Annotated in this window: 11 protein-coding genes, 1 tRNA gene and 1 pseudogene; 12 read left to right on the forward strand and 1 reads right to left on the reverse strand. The window is 57.6% G+C overall.

Annotation, left to right across the window (positions count from 1 at the left end; translation table 11 throughout):
* The first annotated feature begins 3 nt into the window (after positions 1–3).
* From IPI80_RS01440 to IPI80_RS01460, 5 genes and pseudogenes are all read left to right on the forward strand, one after another.
* Entirely contained in the window at positions 4–1,842 is a 1,839-nt protein-coding gene (locus IPI80_RS01440; protein WP_413856454.1) for a M61 family metallopeptidase, read from the forward strand.
* A gap of 49 nt (positions 1,843–1,891) precedes the next feature.
* Entirely contained in the window at positions 1,892–2,671 is a 780-nt protein-coding gene (locus IPI80_RS01445; protein WP_413856456.1) for an enoyl-CoA hydratase, read from the forward strand.
* 60 nt (positions 2,672–2,731) lie between these two features.
* Positions 2,732–2,808 (forward strand) — tRNA-Met (locus IPI80_RS01450).
* Between the two features lie 452 nt (positions 2,809–3,260).
* Positions 3,261–4,552: pseudogene (miaB, locus tag IPI80_RS01455) on the forward strand (tRNA (N6-isopentenyl adenosine(37)-C2)-methylthiotransferase MiaB).
* 208 nt (positions 4,553–4,760) lie between these two features.
* Positions 4,761–6,434 carry a cytochrome D1 domain-containing protein gene (locus IPI80_RS01460; protein ID WP_413857560.1) on the forward strand — a complete coding sequence of 558 codons (1,674 nt, stop codon included), beginning with the start codon at positions 4,761–4,763 and terminating at the stop codon, positions 6,432–6,434.
* Between the two features lie 126 nt (positions 6,435–6,560).
* On the opposite strand, the gene ffh is transcribed toward IPI80_RS01460, so the two are convergent.
* On the reverse strand, positions 6,561–7,925 hold the full coding sequence (ffh, locus tag IPI80_RS01465; protein WP_413856458.1) for a signal recognition particle protein: 1,365 nt from the start codon (positions 7,923–7,925) through the stop codon (positions 6,561–6,563).
* Positions 7,926–7,967: 42 nt separating this feature from the next.
* On the opposite strand from ffh, the gene IPI80_RS01470 reads away from it, so the two are divergent.
* From IPI80_RS01470 to IPI80_RS01500, 7 genes are all read left to right on the forward strand, one after another.
* Complete coding sequence (locus IPI80_RS01470; protein WP_413856460.1) at positions 7,968–8,771, forward strand: inner membrane protein YpjD; 804 nt, start codon at positions 7,968–7,970, stop codon at positions 8,769–8,771.
* Positions 8,768–8,995, forward strand: coding sequence for a PP0621 family protein (locus IPI80_RS01475; RefSeq protein ID WP_413856462.1), 228 nt, complete (start codon positions 8,768–8,770; stop codon positions 8,993–8,995). Before IPI80_RS01470 ends, IPI80_RS01475 begins: the two co-directional genes overlap by 4 nt.
* Positions 8,996–10,750: a sensor histidine kinase gene (locus IPI80_RS01480; protein ID WP_413856464.1), complete on the forward strand. Its 1,755-nt coding sequence runs from the start codon at positions 8,996–8,998 to the stop codon at positions 10,748–10,750.
* The gene (locus IPI80_RS01485; RefSeq protein WP_413856466.1) at positions 10,729–12,192 is read left to right on the forward strand and encodes a sigma-54-dependent transcriptional regulator; all 1,464 of its coding nucleotides are present in this window, start codon (positions 10,729–10,731) and stop codon (positions 12,190–12,192) included. The genes IPI80_RS01480 and IPI80_RS01485 overlap by 22 nt, the downstream gene beginning before the upstream one ends.
* Positions 12,185–12,814 (forward strand): 1,6-anhydro-N-acetylmuramyl-L-alanine amidase AmpD, encoded by a 630-nt coding sequence (gene ampD, locus IPI80_RS01490; protein ID WP_413857562.1) that lies wholly within the window; start codon positions 12,185–12,187, stop codon positions 12,812–12,814. Before IPI80_RS01485 ends, ampD begins: the two co-directional genes overlap by 8 nt.
* Before the next feature lie 106 nt (positions 12,815–12,920).
* Positions 12,921–15,893: a ribonucleoside-diphosphate reductase subunit alpha gene (locus IPI80_RS01495; protein WP_413856468.1), complete on the forward strand. Its 2,973-nt coding sequence runs from the start codon at positions 12,921–12,923 to the stop codon at positions 15,891–15,893.
* 119 nt (positions 15,894–16,012) lie between these two features.
* Positions 16,013–17,149, forward strand: a complete 1,137-nt coding sequence (locus tag IPI80_RS01500; protein ID WP_413856470.1) for a ribonucleotide-diphosphate reductase subunit beta — start codon at positions 16,013–16,015, stop codon at positions 17,147–17,149.
* Positions 17,150–17,236 lie beyond the last annotated feature (87 nt).

Here is a 17,236-nt window from a genome sequence, read left to right on the forward strand (position 1 = left end):
CGGATGCGCCGAAACGCTGCCCCTGCCATCCACTACCGTGTGGAAGTAGCCAACCTCCATGCCCACTTATTCACCGTCACGCTGACCGTGGCGCAACCGGCCACCCGGCAAACGCTGCGCCTGCCGGTGTGGATTCCGGGCAGCTACCTGGTGCGCGAATTTGCCAAGAACCTGCAAAACCTGCAATGCCGCCAAGGCAAGCGAAAGCTGGAAGTCCAGCAATTGGACAAAGCCAGTTGGCAGATGGACTGCAAGCCGGGCGAGCCTTTGGTTATGCAGTACGAGGTATACGCCAATGACCCGTCGGTGCGCACTGCCTGGCTGGATGCGGACCGTGGCTTTTTCAATGGCACCAGTCTGTGCCTGCAAGTGGACGGCCAATGCGACACGCCGCACCAACTGGAACTGGTAGCCGGCGAATACATGGACGACTGGTCCGTGGCCACCAGCCTAGAACCGGTCAAGGTCAATAAGCGCGGCTTTGGCCGCTACTGCGCCGACAATTACGACACCCTGGTGGATTGCCCGGTCGAAATGGGGCCGTTCTGGAGCGGCAACTTCACCGCCTGCGGCATCCCGCACCGTTTTGTGGTGGCCGGTGCTCCACCAAGCTTTGATGGTGCCCAGTTGCTGGCTGACAGCCAGGCCATTTGCGAGGCCGAGATTCGCTTCTGGCATGCGGGTTGCACTAAAAAGAATAGCAAAACAGGAAGCAAAGACGAGGGCCAGAGCCCGATTCCATATAGAAGCTATGTATTTATGCTCAATGCCGTGGCCGAGGGCTACGGTGGTCTGGAGCACCGCAATTCCACTGCACTGATCTGCAAGCGCGCCGACTTGCCCCGCCTCCCGCGCACCACGTTGGCGCCCACCGTGCACAAACAACCCGAGGGCTACACCCAGCTACTGGGATTGATCAGTCACGAATACTTCCACACCTGGAACGTCAAGCGTCTGCGTCCTGCTGAACTGGCGCGCTACGACTACACCCAAGAAAATTACACCGAGCTGCTGTGGTTTTTTGAGGGTTTCACCAGCTACTACGACGATCTTCTGCTGCGCCGCGCCGGTCGCATCGACAACGCCACCTACCTCAAACTGCTGACCAAGACCGTTAACGGCGTGGCGCAAACACCCGGGCGCAAGGTGCAGACAGTGGCCCAGGCCAGTTTTGATGCATGGATCAAGTACTACCGTCAGGACGAAAACACAGCCAACGCCACCGTGAGCTACTACACCAAGGGTTCGCTGGTAGGTTTGTGCCTGGACCTCACGTTGCGCGCCGAAGGCAAGACCACGCTTGACGCCGTGATGCGCAGACTGTGGATTCGCTGCGACGGCGGCCCCATGGCTGAGGCGGATCTGCTAGCGGTTTTGGAGCAACTCAGCGGACGCTCGTACGCGCGGGAACTGGCGCAATGGGTGCACAGTACCCAAGACCTGCCGATTACCACTCTGCTGGAAAAGCACGGTATCCAGGTGCACCAGGAACCCAACCAGGTGGCCCAGCAGTTGGGGCTGCGCGTCAAGGAAGGCAATGGCCTCTTCATTCAGCATGTGCTGCGCGGCGGTGTGGCCGAGCAGGCTGGTTTTGCCAGCGGTGACGAATGGATCGCCATTCAGGCACTGGGCAACAGCAACAGCGCATGGCGCCTGCAAAGCCTGGACGACTTCACCCTGTACGCCGGCAACGCCAAGAAAGTGACCGCCACGGTGGCGCGCGACAAGCGCCTGCTCGCCTTGAGTCTCTCCTTGCCCAAGGCCAGCCAGGCCGTGCGCCTGGCGGTGCGTGACGCCGCTTTGGTGGATGCATGGCTCGCGCCCCAACCGGATCCACAATAGGCACGCGGTACGCATCATTTAAATTTCTGCTCACAACCCAAAGACCACCATGAACTACGAATGCATCACCACCCGGATTGAAGGCGAAAAAGTCGCCATCATCACGCTCAACCGCCCCAAGGCGCTCAATGCCCTCAATGACCAAATGATGGACGAACTGGGTCACGCACTCAAAGGGTTTGACGCCGATCCGGCAATTGGCTGCATGGTCGTCACCGGCAGCGAAAAGGCCTTTGCCGCCGGGGCGGATATCACCGCCATGGCCAAACTCACGTTCGCCGAGACCTACAAGACCGACTTCATCACCCGCAATTGGGAAACCATACGCACCATCCGCAAACCTGTCATCGCGGCGGTGAGTGGCTTTGCACTGGGCGGTGGCTGCGAATTGGCCATGATGTGCGACTTCATCATCGCTGCCGACAACGCCAAGTTTGGCCAGCCCGAGATCAAGCTGGGCATCATCCCCGGTGCTGGCGGCACGCAGCGCTTGCCGCGCGCCATCGGCAAATCCAAAGCCATGGACTTGGCCCTGACAAGCCGCATGATGGACGCCGCAGAAGCAGAACGCGCCGGCTTGGTCAGCCGCGTGGTGCCGTTGGACAAACTGATGGACGAAGCGCTGGGCGCCGCCCTGCAAATATGCAGTTTCTCCCAGATCGCCACCGTGGCAGCCAAAGAATCAGTGAACCGCTCTTTTGAAGGGACGCTGGCGGACGGCATCATGTTCGAGCGTCGCATGTTCCACTCCATGTTTGCCACGCAAGACCAGAAGGAAGGCATGGACGCCTTTTTGAGCAAACGCCAACCCACATTCAAGAACCTGTGATCCGAAACCGACCCTTGCGCTGCTTCCGGGGGCAATTTATTGGCTATAATTACGCGCTTCGGTCGTATAGCTCAGTTGGTTAGAGCGCAGCATTCATAATGCTGATGTCGGTGGTTCAAGTCCACCTACGACCACCAGTTTTTCGCAAAAAGCCATCTGTTGCCAGCCGATGGCTTTTTTCGTTGACGTCAGTCGGTGATAGGATTTGCCCCTCCCCGACCCTACTTACCCCAGCCTCTGGATATACACCATGAACCGCTGCCTTCGCTTCACCACTGTACCGGCCCGCGCCTGGCAAGCTGCACTACAGCCCACCTATCCGCCCAATTGCATATCTGATACTGTGCCCGCCTCTGGCGAAACAGGCACAGCAATGTCCGGATCCACTGCATCAACCGACGCCAAATAGACAGGCGGTCGGTATCGCATTGACGGCCATTGCCGGAACATCCGGCCAGTGACTTACAAGAAAAATAGACCGCTAGCCCTCGTAGAACTTGCGTTGGCAGCTACTGAATTCATAGTATTCCACAAAAAAAGAGGTCCGCATGACCAGCAAAAAGTATTCATCAAAACCTTTGGCTGCCAGATGAACGAGTACGACTCGGACAAGATGGTCGATGTACTGCACGCAGCCCAAGGCTATGAGACCACGCAGAACGTGGACGAAGCCGACCTGATTTTGTTCAATACCTGCTCGGTGCGCGAGAAGGCACAAGAAAAGGTGTTCTCTGACTTGGGCCGCATCAAACACCTAAAAGCCAAGGGAGTGCAAATTGGCGTGGGCGGCTGCGTGGCCAGCCAGGAGGGCGCCGAAATCATCAAACGCGCACCCTATGTGGACGTGGTGTTTGGCCCGCAAACCCTGCACCGCCTGCCCGAGCTGCTCAACGCCCGTGTGGCGCAGAACCGCCCGCAGGTGGACATCAGCTTTCCCGAGATCGAGAAGTTCGACCACCTGCCCCCAGCCAAGGTGGAAGGCGCCAGCGCCTTTGTCAGCATCATGGAAGGCTGCAACAAGTACTGCAGTTACTGCGTAGTGCCGTACACGCGCGGCACCGAAATTAACCGCCCGTTCGAAGACGTACTGGTGGAAGTGGCGGGTCTGGCCGACCAAGGCGTGAAGGAAATTACGCTCTTGGGTCAAAACGTCAACGCCTGGCGCCACACCATGGGCGACACCGCCGAGATGGCCGACTTTGCCACGCTGCTGGAATACGTGAGCGACATCCCCGGCATCGAGCGCCTGCGCTTCACCACCAGCCACCCCAACGAGTTCACACCCAGCCTGATTGCCGCTTACGACAAACTGCCCAAACTGGTGAGCCACCTGCACCTGCCCGTGCAGCACGGCAGCGACAAGATTTTGATGGCCATGAAACGCGGCTACACCGCCATGGAATACAAGAGCACGGTGCGCAAGCTGCGTGCCATTCGCCCCGACATGGCTATGAGCTCGGACTTCATCGTGGGCTTTCCCGGTGAGACGGAAGACGACTTCGCCCGGATGATGAAGCTGATTGACGACGTCGGATTTGACAACTCTTTCAGCTTCATCTTCAGCCGCGCCCCGGCACCCCCGCAGCCAATTTGCAAGACGATACGCCGCATACCGTCAAGCTGCGCCGACTGCAGCACTTGCAAGAAACCATCAACGCCAACATCACCCGCATCAGCGAAAGCCGCCTGGGCACGGTGCAGCGCCTCCTCGTGGAGGGGCATAGCAAACGCGACAGCGGTGAACTGATGGGGCGCACCGAATGCAACCGCGTGGTGAATTTTGCAGCTCCACCGCGCTTGGTGGGACAAATGGTGGATGTAACGATTACCGAAACGCGCAGTTACACCCTGCGCGGCAATGTGGCCCTGCAACACGCCTGACATGGTCCTGACAGGGCCGCATTTTCTGCAACTTTTTTAACATTAAATTTCTAGTGAAAGTTATTCTGGATTAAATCCATGCTCCCTGCGCGTGTATTTCAGTGATACCGTACAGGTTCCCATTAAAGATATACGTTTTTAGGAGAGATTCGTGAAAATTACGAACATCAAATTGGCCCTGGTCAGTGCCGCATTGGCGGTACTGCCCATGATGGCCAGCAGCCAGACGGCAGAACCCGCCAAGAAGGTGGAACCACTGCTGTCCACCCAGGAAATCGGCGGCACCTCGCCCTTGGGCGCGGTGACCATGCACCAAACCATCAACCCCAAGTCCCCTGCCATGACGGAAGCTGAATTCCAGCTCGGCACCAAGATTTACTTTGAGCGTTGCGCTGGCTGCCACGGTGTGCTGCGCAAGGGCGCCACTGGCAAGCCGTTGACACCGAACATTACCCTGGAAAAGGGTTCTGATTACCTCCACACCTTCATCTACTACGGCTCGGCCCAGGGCATGCCCAACTGGGGCACTTCCGGCACGCTGTCCAAGGACGAAGTGGACGTCATGGTGAAGTACATCCAGCACGAACCACCTCAGCCACCCGAAATGGGCATGAAGGAAGTCCTGGCCACGTGGAAACTATTGGTGGACCCGCACAAGCGCCCCACCAAGAAGATGAACGATCTGGATATCAGCAATCTGTTCTCGGTCACATTGCGTGATGCCGGCAAGATCGCGCTGATCGACGGTGCCAGCAAGAAGATCGTGAAGATTCTGGATACCGGCTATGCGGTGCACATCTCGCGCATGTCCAAATCCGGTCGCTACCTGTACGTGATTGGCCGCGACGCCAAGATCGTGCTGATCGACCTGTGGATGACAACGCCTACCCCAGTGGCCGAAATCAAGGTCGGTCTGGAAGCCCGTTCGGTGGAGACTTCCAAGTTCAAGGGCTATGAAGACCGCTACGCCATTGCCGGCGCCTACTGGCCTCCCCAGTATGTGCTGATGGACGGCGACACGCTCAAGCCTTTGCGCATCGTGGGTACCCGCGGCATGACCTCCGACACCGAAGAGTACCACCCCGAGCCACGCGTGGCTGCTATTGTTTCTTCCAACTTCCGTCCTGAGTTCCTGGTCAATGCCAAGGAAACCGGTATGGTGCATATGGTGGACTACTCTGATCTGGAAAACCTCAAGGTCACCATGATCAAGACACCACGCTTCCTGCACGACGGTGGCTTCGAGTCGACCGGCCGCTACTTCATGGATGCCGCTAACGCCTCTGACAAGATCGCGGTCATCGACACCAAGGAAGACAAGCTGGCTGCCATAGTGGAAGTCGGCAAGACACCGCACCCCGGTCGTGGTGCCAACTTCATTCACCCCAAGTTCGGCCCTGTCTGGGCGACCAGTCACTTGGGTGATGAGACCATCTCCATGATCGGAACCGATCCTGTCAAGCACAAAGCAACTGCCTGGAAGGTTGTTGGAACGCTCAAGGGCGCTGGCGGTGGTTCGCTGTTCATCAAGAGCCATCCCAAATCCACTCACCTGTGGGTTGATGCCGCTCTGAACCCCGATGAGAAGATCAGCCAGTCCATCGCTGTGTTCGACATCAAAAATCTGGACAACGGCTTCAAGGTGCTGCCAATCGCCGAGTGGGCCGCACTGGGCAAGGGCGTCAAGCGCGTATTGCAACCTGAGTACAACAAGGCTGGCGACGAAGTCTGGTTCTCGGTATGGAGCGCTGCCAACGAAGAGTCCGCCATTGTGGTCGTTGACGACAAGACCTTGAAGCTCAAGGCCGTGATCAAAGACAAGGCCTTGGTGACTCCTACCGGCAAGTTCAACGTGTACAACACACAGCACGACGTCTACTAAACCCTGGTACACCAAGCAAAACGGCAAGACAGAAATCTGTCTTGCCGTTTTTTTATGGGTAACGAAAAGTTAAATATTGCTACAAATAACGTAGCTTCTCATGTAATGCGCTACGAGGGCTAGCGGTTAAAAAGGTGTTTTTGGCATGCCCTTCATGCCGCCCAGGCGCTTCATCATCTTCATCATGCCGCCGCCCTTCATCTTCTTCATCATGTCCTGCATCTGCTCAAACTCCTTGAGCATGCGGTTGACTTCCTGAACGTGCACACCAGCGCCAGCAGCGATGCGGCGCTTGCGGGTGGCCTTGATGAGTTCGGGTTTACGCCGCTCCAGTGGCGTCATGCTGTGGATGATGCCTTCTTTGCGCTTAATGTCCTTTTCGGCGCGCGCCATGTCCACGTTGCCGGCCTTGGCAGTCATGGCGGCGGGTAACTTATCCATCAGACTGGACAGGCCTCCCATTTGCTTCATTTGCTGGATTTGGGCCAGAAAATCATTCAGATCAAACCCAGCGCCGCTCTTGACCTTGGCGGCCAGCTTTTGTGCGGCGGCCACGTCCACCCCGGCAGTCACTTGCTCCACCAAAGCCAGGATGTCGCCCATGCCCAGAATACGGCCGGCATGGCGTTCGGCATCAAAAACCTCCAGGCCATCCAGCTTTTCGCTCGTACCCGCAAACTTGATAGGGGCGCCGGTAATCTGGCGCACGGACAATGCCGCACCACCGCGAGAATCACCGTCAAGCTTGGTCAGAATGATGCCGGTTAACGGCAGCGCTTCCTTGAATGCCTTGGCCGTGTTGACCGCGTCCTGGCCTTGCATGGCGTCCACCACGAACAAGGTTTCCACCGGGTTCAGGGCAGCGTGCAGGTCCTTGATTTCGGCCATCAACACTTCGTCGATGGCCAAACGACCCGCCGTGTCAACCAGCAGCACATCAAAGAAGTGCTTTTTGGCATAGTCCAACGCAGCGCGACCAATATCGACAGGCTTTTGGTCGGGTGAGCTGGGGAACCATTCGGCGCCAGCCTGGGCCGTCACGGTCTTGAGTTGTTCGATGGCGGCAGGGCGGTACACGTCACCCGAGACTGTTAGAACTTTCTTCTTGCGCTTTTCAATCAGGTGTTTGGCCAGTTTGGCAGTGGTTGTGGTTTTACCCGCGCCTTGCAGGCCGGCCATCAGGATCACTGCGGGCGGCTGGGCAGCGAGGTTGATGTCACTCACCCCGTCCCCCATAGTAGCGGCAAGCTCTTTGCTGACGATACTCACCAGTACCTGGCCTGGCTGCAGAGAACCCATTACCTCCTGGCCCAGTGCCTTGTCCTTGACGCGTGCGATAAAGTCGCGCACCACGGGCAGGGCTACGTCGGCCTCCAAGAGGGCCATGCGCACTTCGCGCAGCATGTCGGTGACGTTGGTTTCAGTGATGCGGGCCTGGCCGCGCATTTCTTTAACGAGTCGGGAAAGTTTGTCGGAGAGGGCTGAGGCCATGGATGGTTACCGGTGCAGAAAGCAAAACGCTAAACTGTACCCATGATTTTAGCCAGTGCGCCTCCCTCTAACCTGATTCTGTCGGTATTGGCTGCTGCCGCCTATGCTTGGCCGGCCGTACGCACCACCCATGTGAACGAACGGGCTGCGCGCATCTGGGTGGTGCTGGCCTGGTTGTTGCACGGCGCCGTTCTCTCCATCACACTGCTGGGTGAGCGACCGTATTTTGGTTTTGCACCCGCGATGTCGGTTACCGCCTGGTTGGTGGCTGCGGTGTATGCGGTGGAGAGCCAGATCTTCCCGCAACTTCCAACCCGATGGACCCTGTGCGTGGTGGGCGCAGCAGCAGTCATGGTTGCATTTTTCTTCCCCGGTAGCCCAATGCCCGCCACCGCTTCGGCCTGGCTGGCACTGCACTTGGCATTTGGTGTGGCATGTTATGGCCTGTTCGGCATTGCCGTGGTTCATGCCTGGTTTTTGACCCGTGCAGAGACACGTATCCGCAATGCAGAAGACCCGCACAGCGGCCTGCCACTGCTGACCCTGGAGCGACTGACCTACCGCTTTGTGGCGGCAGGTTTTGTATTGCTTAGCGCCACACTACTGGCCGGTCTGCTGTTCGGAGAAGTTCTCTACGGCTATGGTCACGCCTGGCATTGGGACCATAAGACGGTGTTTTCCGTACTGGCGTGGCTGACCTTTTGCGTGCTGCTGATTGGGCGCGCGGCTTTTGGCTGGCGCGGCAAACGTGCGGTGAATGTGCTGTACATCGGTTCCGGTTTGCTACTGCTGGCATACGTGGGGTCGCGTTTCGTGATGGAAATCATCCTGGGGCGCACACCATGAGGTTTTTGCTGATTTTTCTGGGTGTACTGTTAGTGGCTTGGCGCTGGCGCACCTGGCGCACTGCCGTGCAACGGGAGCGCAAAGACATCGTTCCACCCCTCCCTGCGATCACCAATATGGTGGTATGTCGCCAATGTGGCGTTCACATTCCGGTCAATGAATCAGTAGCGGGTCGTGAAGGGAGCTATTGCAGCGCGGCCCATCGACTGACCATGGAGCCGTGAATGGAAGCACAAACCACAGCCCAATCGTGGTTTGATCCCCATGGCGCCGATGCGGAGGTAGCCGGCGCTGAGCCCTCGCGCGAAATCCAGCGCCCGTGGCAGAGCTTCATGACTGCCCGCTTGGTGCTGGGTGTGGTGCTGGCAGCATTAGAGACAGCCCTGTACGCCACGGGTACGGCGCACAACCAACTTCCCGTATTCATCAGTGGTGCCTATATGGTGGCAACCATTGGCAGCAAGTGGTTCATATCACCGCGTCTGTTGGGTCAGTCGTTCACCAAAAGCTGGGGCGCCCTGGTCGGCATTGACCTACTCACTTTTTCTGCCTTGCAAATGCTGCAAGACAGCAGTAGCACTATCAACTACACGCCATTGTTTGCATTGCCTATTCTGGTGGCATCGGTGCTGGGCTCGTTGCGGCTGGCGCTGGGCACCGCCGCTGGTATTACGGTGCTGATGCTGGCTGGGTCCCTGTGGCCCTACCTTTCGGACGCCAGTGCCAGCGCTCCCTACGTCGTTCAATCGGCACTCAGTGGTATCGGCTACTTTGCGATTGCCTGGCTGGCCAATCAGCTATCCACCCGCCTGGCCAGTGAAGGCCAGCGTGCACGCCAGAGCCAGTTAGCAGCCAGCATCCAACGCCAGGTAAATGAACTGGTAATTGAGTCCCTTCCCGACGGCGTGATGATCGTCGACGAACACGGTTGCGTGCGTTCTGCCAACCCGGCCGCACGCACCTTGCTTGGGTCACAGCAGGCGTTGCATGCCGCTGTTTTTGACCTCAGGGACGAGCCTGGCTGGGCCCCGTTGTTGAACCTGATGCGCCTGAGTGTCAACATGGGCCAGAGCCACGAAGGCGATGTCACCATTCGCCATGGTACCCAGGGGCCGCTTCGCGTGCATGCGCGTACTCGGCTGGCCACGTCGCCGGGACTTTCTGCAGAAAGCCTGTGCGTGATCTTCCTGCAGGATCAGCGGAAGCTCGAGGCGAGCATGCGTACTGAAAAGCTGGCCGGAATGGGCCGGTTGTCCACTGCGGTTGCGCATGAGATCCGCAACCCGCTGTCAGCCATCTCCCAGGCCAATGCATTGCTGGACGAAGACATCACCGATCCACGGTTGAAGCGCTTGACGGCCATGGTAAGCCAGAATGCCAAGCGCCTTGAAAAGATCGTGAATGACATTCTCAACGTCGCGCGGGTGCAGCCTTACGACCAGGACCACCTCGTACCCGGCATACCACTGACCACCACCACCCACCGGATTTGCACGGACTGGGCCCTGCAATGCGCCTGCCAACAACGCCTGAGTCTGCATCTGGGTGAGCAGAATATTTCCGTGCAGTTTGATAACGATCATCTGCGCAGGGTGTTGGTCAACCTGCTGGACAATGCGCTGCGCTACACCGAGGACCAGCCGGATGCCATCCAGGTAGTCTACAGTGCCGGCGATGGACAAACCGCCACACTCATGGTCTGGAGCGATTCGGCCCGCATGGACCAGTCGGTGGAACGCCATCTGTTTGAACCGTTCTTTTCTTCGGACAGCCGCTCCAGCGGCCTGGGGCTGTACATTTGTCGGGAGTTGTGCGAACGCCACGGTGCGTCCCTTACCTACCAGCGTAGCGTGCGCCCGACCCGTAACCGGGACAGGGAAGGAAACGCATTCGTTATCGTTTTCCAACGCGCCAGCGCCCCAATCGCGGGCACGGCAGCAGATACTCTCACCACACCATGGCAACCCAATCTGTACTAAATAACGCCCAGATCCTGGTGATCGACGACGAGCCCGATCTGCGCACGCTGTACGAGCTTACGCTGCTGCGCGAAGGCTATCGGGTGGACACGGCAGGCAGCGTGCAAGATGCCATGCATGCCATCAACACCAAGCGCTTTGATGTCATCATCACTGACATGCGCCTGCCCGATGGTCTGGGCACCGAAATCCTTCAGCACATGCGCGCGGGACAGAGACCCGAACGCTGCATCGTGATTACCGCCCACGGTTCGGCAGAAAACGCCGTCGAATCCCTCAAGGCTGGCGCTTTTGACTACCTCACCAAACCAGTCGACCTCAAGCAGTTTCGTGCAGCCATTGCATCCGCTGTGCACGGCACGCGCCCAACCGGTGGTCTTAGCCGACGGGCAACGGATGCCAGGTTGCAGGAAAATCCCGCATGCACAACTGCTGGGCAGAATGCGCTTGCCAAGCTCGCGGGAGAATCGAACAGCATGCGGGTGGTGAAGGAGCGCATCGCCAAAGTGGCCCGCAGCATGGCCCCGGTATTGATACAAGGCGAGTCCGGAACAGGCAAGGAGCTGGTAGCCAGCGCCCTCCATGCCAACAGCCACCGCGCCACCGGACCTTGGGTGGCCGTGAACTGCAGCGCCATCCCCGAGAACCTGCTGGAGACCGAATTCTTTGGCGCCAAGAAAGGCGCCTATACCGGTTCCGTGCAGGACAGAGAAGGTTTCTTTCAGGCAGCCAAAGGTGGAACGCTGTTCCTGGATGAGATTGGCGACCTGCCTTTGGCGATGCAGTCCAAACTGTTACGGGCCATTCAGGAACGTACCGTGCGGCCCGTGGGCTCGACACAGGAAGAGCCGGTGGATGTGCGCATCGTCAGCGCTACCCACAAAAGCCTGCCTGAAGAGGTTCAAGCCGGGCGCTTCCGCCAAGATCTCTTCTACCGACTTAACGTCATTGATATCGTGATTCCGCCTTTGCGGGAACGCTATGAAGACCTGCCAGCCCTGTGCTCGGCGTTGCTCCAGCGCATCTCCGATGAGTCCGACCTGCCTGCACCGAAACTTGCCCCGGGAACATTGGAGCAGCTCTGCCTGCTGCCGCTGTATGGCAATGTGCGCGAGCTGGAAAACCTGCTGCACCGTGCGGTTGCCTTGTGCGACGGCGACTGCTTGCGACTGGACGACATTCAAAGTCCGATCAACAACACCTCTGCGCTCGATACCCGAGCGGCAGCCTTGCCCAGCACCAGCCCCGATGCGCCCTTGCCTACCGACCTGCAAGCACATCTGGACCAGCAAGAACGCGATATCCTGGTCAAGATTTTGAAGGAAACCGGCTTTAACCGTACTGTCGCCGCCGCACGCCTGGGTCTGAGTCTTCGTCAAATACGCTACCGCATTGCCCGGCTGAAAATTGACGCACCGGGCGACGCCGACCCCGATGCGTGATGAGCCTTACGCTGCAACAACGTCCTGGCAGGATGGCTGGTACCGTTTTGCCCGCCACCTGCATTCACCCAATTTCGGCCCCCGTCCGGCACACCCCTGTATCGATCTGGTGGTGTTGCACTCCATCAGTCTCCCCCCCGGAATTTACGGAAACGACTGCGTGCAGGACCTGTTCACCAACCGGCTGGATTGGAACCAACACCCCTACTTTCAGCAGATCAAAGGCTTGCAGGTATCGGCCCATTTCTACATCCGACGCGATGGCGAACTCTGGCAATTTGTCAGTTGTGAGGACCGCGCCTGGCACGCAGGGGCATCGCACTACCGGGGGCGGGACAACTGCAATGATGATTCCATCGGAATTGAACTTGAAGGAGTGGAGGGTGAATGCTTCGAGGCGCCGCAATACGAGACGCTCACTACTCTACTACCTGCACTGTGGCAGCGCTACCCTGTAGCCCACTTGGCTGGGCATGAACACATTGCGCCCGGGCGCAAGGCCGATCCAGGTCCGGGACTGGACTGGACTTTGTTACAAAATAATCTGGCCCTTCCAGATCAGTGCTTTCCCAATGGGGTTCTAAAAACAACCAAGCATATTTTCCCGTTCCATGTCGATTGAGTGTTTTTGACCACTACACACTACCTGTAGTGGCTTGCAAGGTGTTAAAACACTATATATAGTGCACCCTGTCTTAACCATCCTTTCTGATTTGGACGAGAAAATCATGCAATCTGCTTCACACGCCACCGCGCCAGCCACCCCCACTTTGCTGGCCCGCCATGGGGAGTCCACAGTCGACAGTGGCACAGGCCATCTACTAGACCACTACCAGATCATTCGCCGCAACGGCGCCGTTGTACCGTTTGAGCCCAACAAAATTGCAGTGGCCATGATGAAGGCCTTTCTGGCCGTGCATGGCGCACAAGGCGCAGCCTCGGCCAGTGTGCGTGAGGTGGTAGATAGCCTGACCCAGCAGGTTATTCGCGCGCTCGTGCGCTCGCGCCCCAGTGGTGGCACCTTCCACATCGAAGATGTGCAAGATCATGTGGAGCTGGGGTTGATGCGCGGCGGTCACCATGAAATTGCACGCGCCTATGTGCTGTATCGCGAACGTCGCACCCAGGAACGCGCCAAACAAGCCGCACCGACCGCGCCGGCCATGCCAATCTTGCATGTCATTGAGGGCGGCCAACGCATCTTGCTGGATTTAGGCCGGCTGAAAACTCTGATCGAAACATCATGTGCCGGCTTGGGCGCCGATGTCCAGGCCGATCCTATCTTGGCAGAGACCATGCGCAACCTGTACGACGGTGTACCCATGGATGAGGTGTACAAGGCTTCCATTCTGGCGGCCCGCACCCTGATAGAAAAAAACCCTGACTACACCTTTGCCACCGCGCGCCTGCTATTCCACACCATCACGCGCGAAGTGTTGGGGCGTGACGTAGCGCCTGGCGACATGACCACCGCATACGCCGACTACTTCCCGGGCTTTATCAAGAAGGGCGTTGCCGCTGAGCTGCTGGATGAACGCTTGGCGCAATTTGATTTGCCGCGACTGGGCGCTGCCCTGAAGGCAGAGCGTGACCAGCAATTTGATTACCTGGGCCTGCAAACGCTGTATGACCGCTACTTCCTGCATGAAGGCAAGATGCGAATCGAATTACCCCAAGCCTTCTTCATGCGCGTGGCCATGGGACTGTCACTCAATGAGATCGACCGCGAAGCGCGTGCCATCGAGTTTTACGAAGTGTTGTCGCGTTTCGACTTCATGTCTAGCACGCCCACCCTGTTCAACAGCGGTACGCGGCGCTCGCAACTCTCATCGTGTTACCTGACCACGGTTCCGGACGATCTGGACGGAATATACGAGTCCATCAAGGAAAATGCGCTGTTGTCCAAGTTTGCCGGTGGTCTTGGCAATGACTGGACACGCGTACGGGCATTGGGCGCCCACATCAAGGGCACCAATGGTGAATCGCAGGGCGTGGTGCCGTTTTTGAAAGTGGTCAACGATACAGCCGTTGCCGTCAACCAAGGCGGCAAGCGCAAGGGCGCAGTCTGCACATACTTGGAAACTTGGCATCTGGACATTGAAGAATTTCTGGAGCTGCGCAAAAACACGGGTGATGATCGCCGCCGCACGCACGACATGAACACGGCCAACTGGATTCCCGACCTGTTCATGCGCCGTGTAATGGAAAAGGGCCAATGGACCTTGTTCTCGCCCAATAACGTTCCAGACCTGCACGACCTGTTTGGCACCGACTTCGAACGCGCCTACGTGGCCTATGAAGAGAAGGCAGCCCGCGGGGAGATCAAGCCGGCAAAAATCATCGAGGCCACGGACTTGTGGCGCAAGATGCTCACAATGTTGTTCGAAACCGGTCACCCCTGGATTACTTTCAAGGATGCCTGCAATGTGCGCTCACCCCAGCAGCACATCGGCGTAGTGCATTCCAGCAATCTGTGTACTGAGATCACGCTCAACACATCAGACACCGAGACAGCGGTTTGCAACCTGGGCTCCATCAATCTGCGCCAGCATTTGAAGGATGGCGCCGGTGGCAAGGAAATTGACCACGACAAACTCAAGCGCACCATCACCACTGCCATGCGCATGCTCGACAACGTTATCGACATCAACTACTACGCGGTCAAGAAGGCGCGCGACTCCAATCTGCGCCACCGCCCGGTCGGCTTGGGGCTGATGGCGTTTCAAGACAGCTTGTATGAACTGCGCATCCCCTATGCCAGTGACGCTGCCATAGCGTTTGCCGACCAGTCCATGGAAGCCATTTGCTACTACGCCTATTGGGCGTCCACCGAACTGGCCCGGGAGCGTGGGAAGTACAGCAGCTACAAAGGCTCGCTGTGGGACCAGGGCGTTCTGCCGCTTGACACGCTGGACCTGCTGGCCAATGCACGCGGCGCGGCCCTGTCGAAAGACGCAGCCCCCTCCCCGTCTTATGTCGAAGTAGACCGCTCTTCCACGCTGGATTGGGAAGCGCTGCGCAAGAAGATTGCCACTGACGGAATGCGCAATTCCAACTGCGTTGCTATCGCACCCACGGCTACCATCTCCAACATTATTGGCGTGGATGCATCCATCGAGCCCAGCTTCGGCAACCTCTCGGTCAAGTCCAATCTGTCGGGTGAATTCACCGTGATCAACGGGTACTTGGTCAAAGACCTCAAACGTCTGGGCCTGTGGGACGATGTCATGGTGATGGACTTGAAACACTTCGATGGATCGCTGGGTCCAATCGACCGTGTACCCCAAGACATCAAGCAACTCTATTCCACCGCGTTTGAAGTCGAGACGCAGTGGCTGGTGGAAGCCGCTGCGCGCCGACAAAAGTGGATTGACCAGGCGCAGTCGCTCAATATCTACATGGCTGGTGCATCGGGCAAGAAGCTCGATGAGACCTACAAGCTGGCATGGTTGCGCGGACTCAAAACCACCTACTACCTGCGCACCATGTCGGCAACCCACGCGGAGAAGTCGACAGTGACAGCAGGCAAGATGAACGCCGTGTCATCGGGTAACGATGCCAAGGGTTCAATGCGTAGCTCCTGCGCATTGGAAGCTGCGACAGCAGCAGCAGCGCAAATGCAAATGGAGATGGCAACCCACGCAGCAACCGACATCAAGTTCTGCGGCGTTGACGATCCAACCTGTGAGTCATGCCAGTGATGACAACACGCGCATCGCGTGCCATGCGATGCAATTGAACAACACATCGATGCAGTGAATTGCAGGATTACTTTTCATTTCATTTCACTGCTCTCATAATCCGCAGATTGGAATTATTTATGTTGTCCTGGGACGAAGAAGTCAAGCCCACATCGCTACCAAATTTTGCGTTCACGCCATCGGAAAACCCGACGGCCGAGCGGGCGACAAAAACTCTCCAAAAAACTCCCAGCGCTGCGGTTCGCATGAAGGCCGCTGACAAGCGCATCATCAACGGCAAGACCGACGTCAACCAACTTGTTCCATTCAAATACAAGTGGGCCTGGGAAAAATATCTTGCCAGTTGCGCCAACCACTGGATGCCACAAGAGGTCAACATGACGCGCGATATCGCGCTATGGAAAGACCCCAAAGGCCTCACCGAAGACGAACGCCGCATCATCAAGCGCAACCTCGGCTTCTTTGTCACCGCCGACTCGCTGGCCGCCAACAACATTGTGCTGGGAACCTACCGCCACATCACGGCGCCCGAATGCCGCCAGTTTCTGTTGCGCCAGGCCTTTGAAGAGGCTATCCACACCCATGCCTACCAGTACATCGTTGAGTCGCTGGGTCTGGACGAGAGCGAAATATTCAACGCCTATAACGAAGTTCAGTCCATCCGTGACAAGGATCAGTTTCTGATTCCTTTCATCGAAGCGATCATGGATCCCAATTTCCACACTGGCACGCCTGAAGACGACCAAACCCTGCTGAAGAGCTTGATCGTATTTGCCTGTCTGATGGAAGGACTGTTCTTCTACGTCGGCTTCACACAAATCTTGGCCCTTGGTCGACAAAACAAGATGACGGGCGCTGCCGAACAATACCAGTACATCCTGCGCGACGAATCCATGCACTGCAACTTCGGCATTGACTTGATCAACCAGCTCAAACTGGAGAACCCCCAGTTGTGGACGGCAGAGTTCAAAGCGGAAATCAAGGGGCTGTTCGAAACGGCGGTGGAACTGGAATACCAATATGCCGAGGACACCATGCCACGCGGTGTTCTAGGCATGAATGCATCCATGTTTAAGGGCTACCTGCGCTACATCGCCAACCGCCGTGCGACGCAAATCGGTTTGGAGGCCCTGTACCCCAACGAGGAAAACCCTTTTCCCTGGATGAGCGAGATGATTGACCTGAAGAAGGAACGCAACTTCTTCGAGACCCGCGTCATCGAGTACCAATCGGGCGGCGCGCTGTCCTGGGACTGATTAACCGTATGTGTTTTCGAATTTCATCTATCCAACAGCAAGCCACAGAGTTTGTGCTGGGTAGGTGTCACCAAGTTCATGTCGCTG

The organism is Candidatus Aalborgicola defluviihabitans, from assembly GCF_016705985.1.
GTDB lineage: Bacteria > Pseudomonadota > Gammaproteobacteria > Burkholderiales > Burkholderiaceae_C > Allorhodoferax > Allorhodoferax defluviihabitans.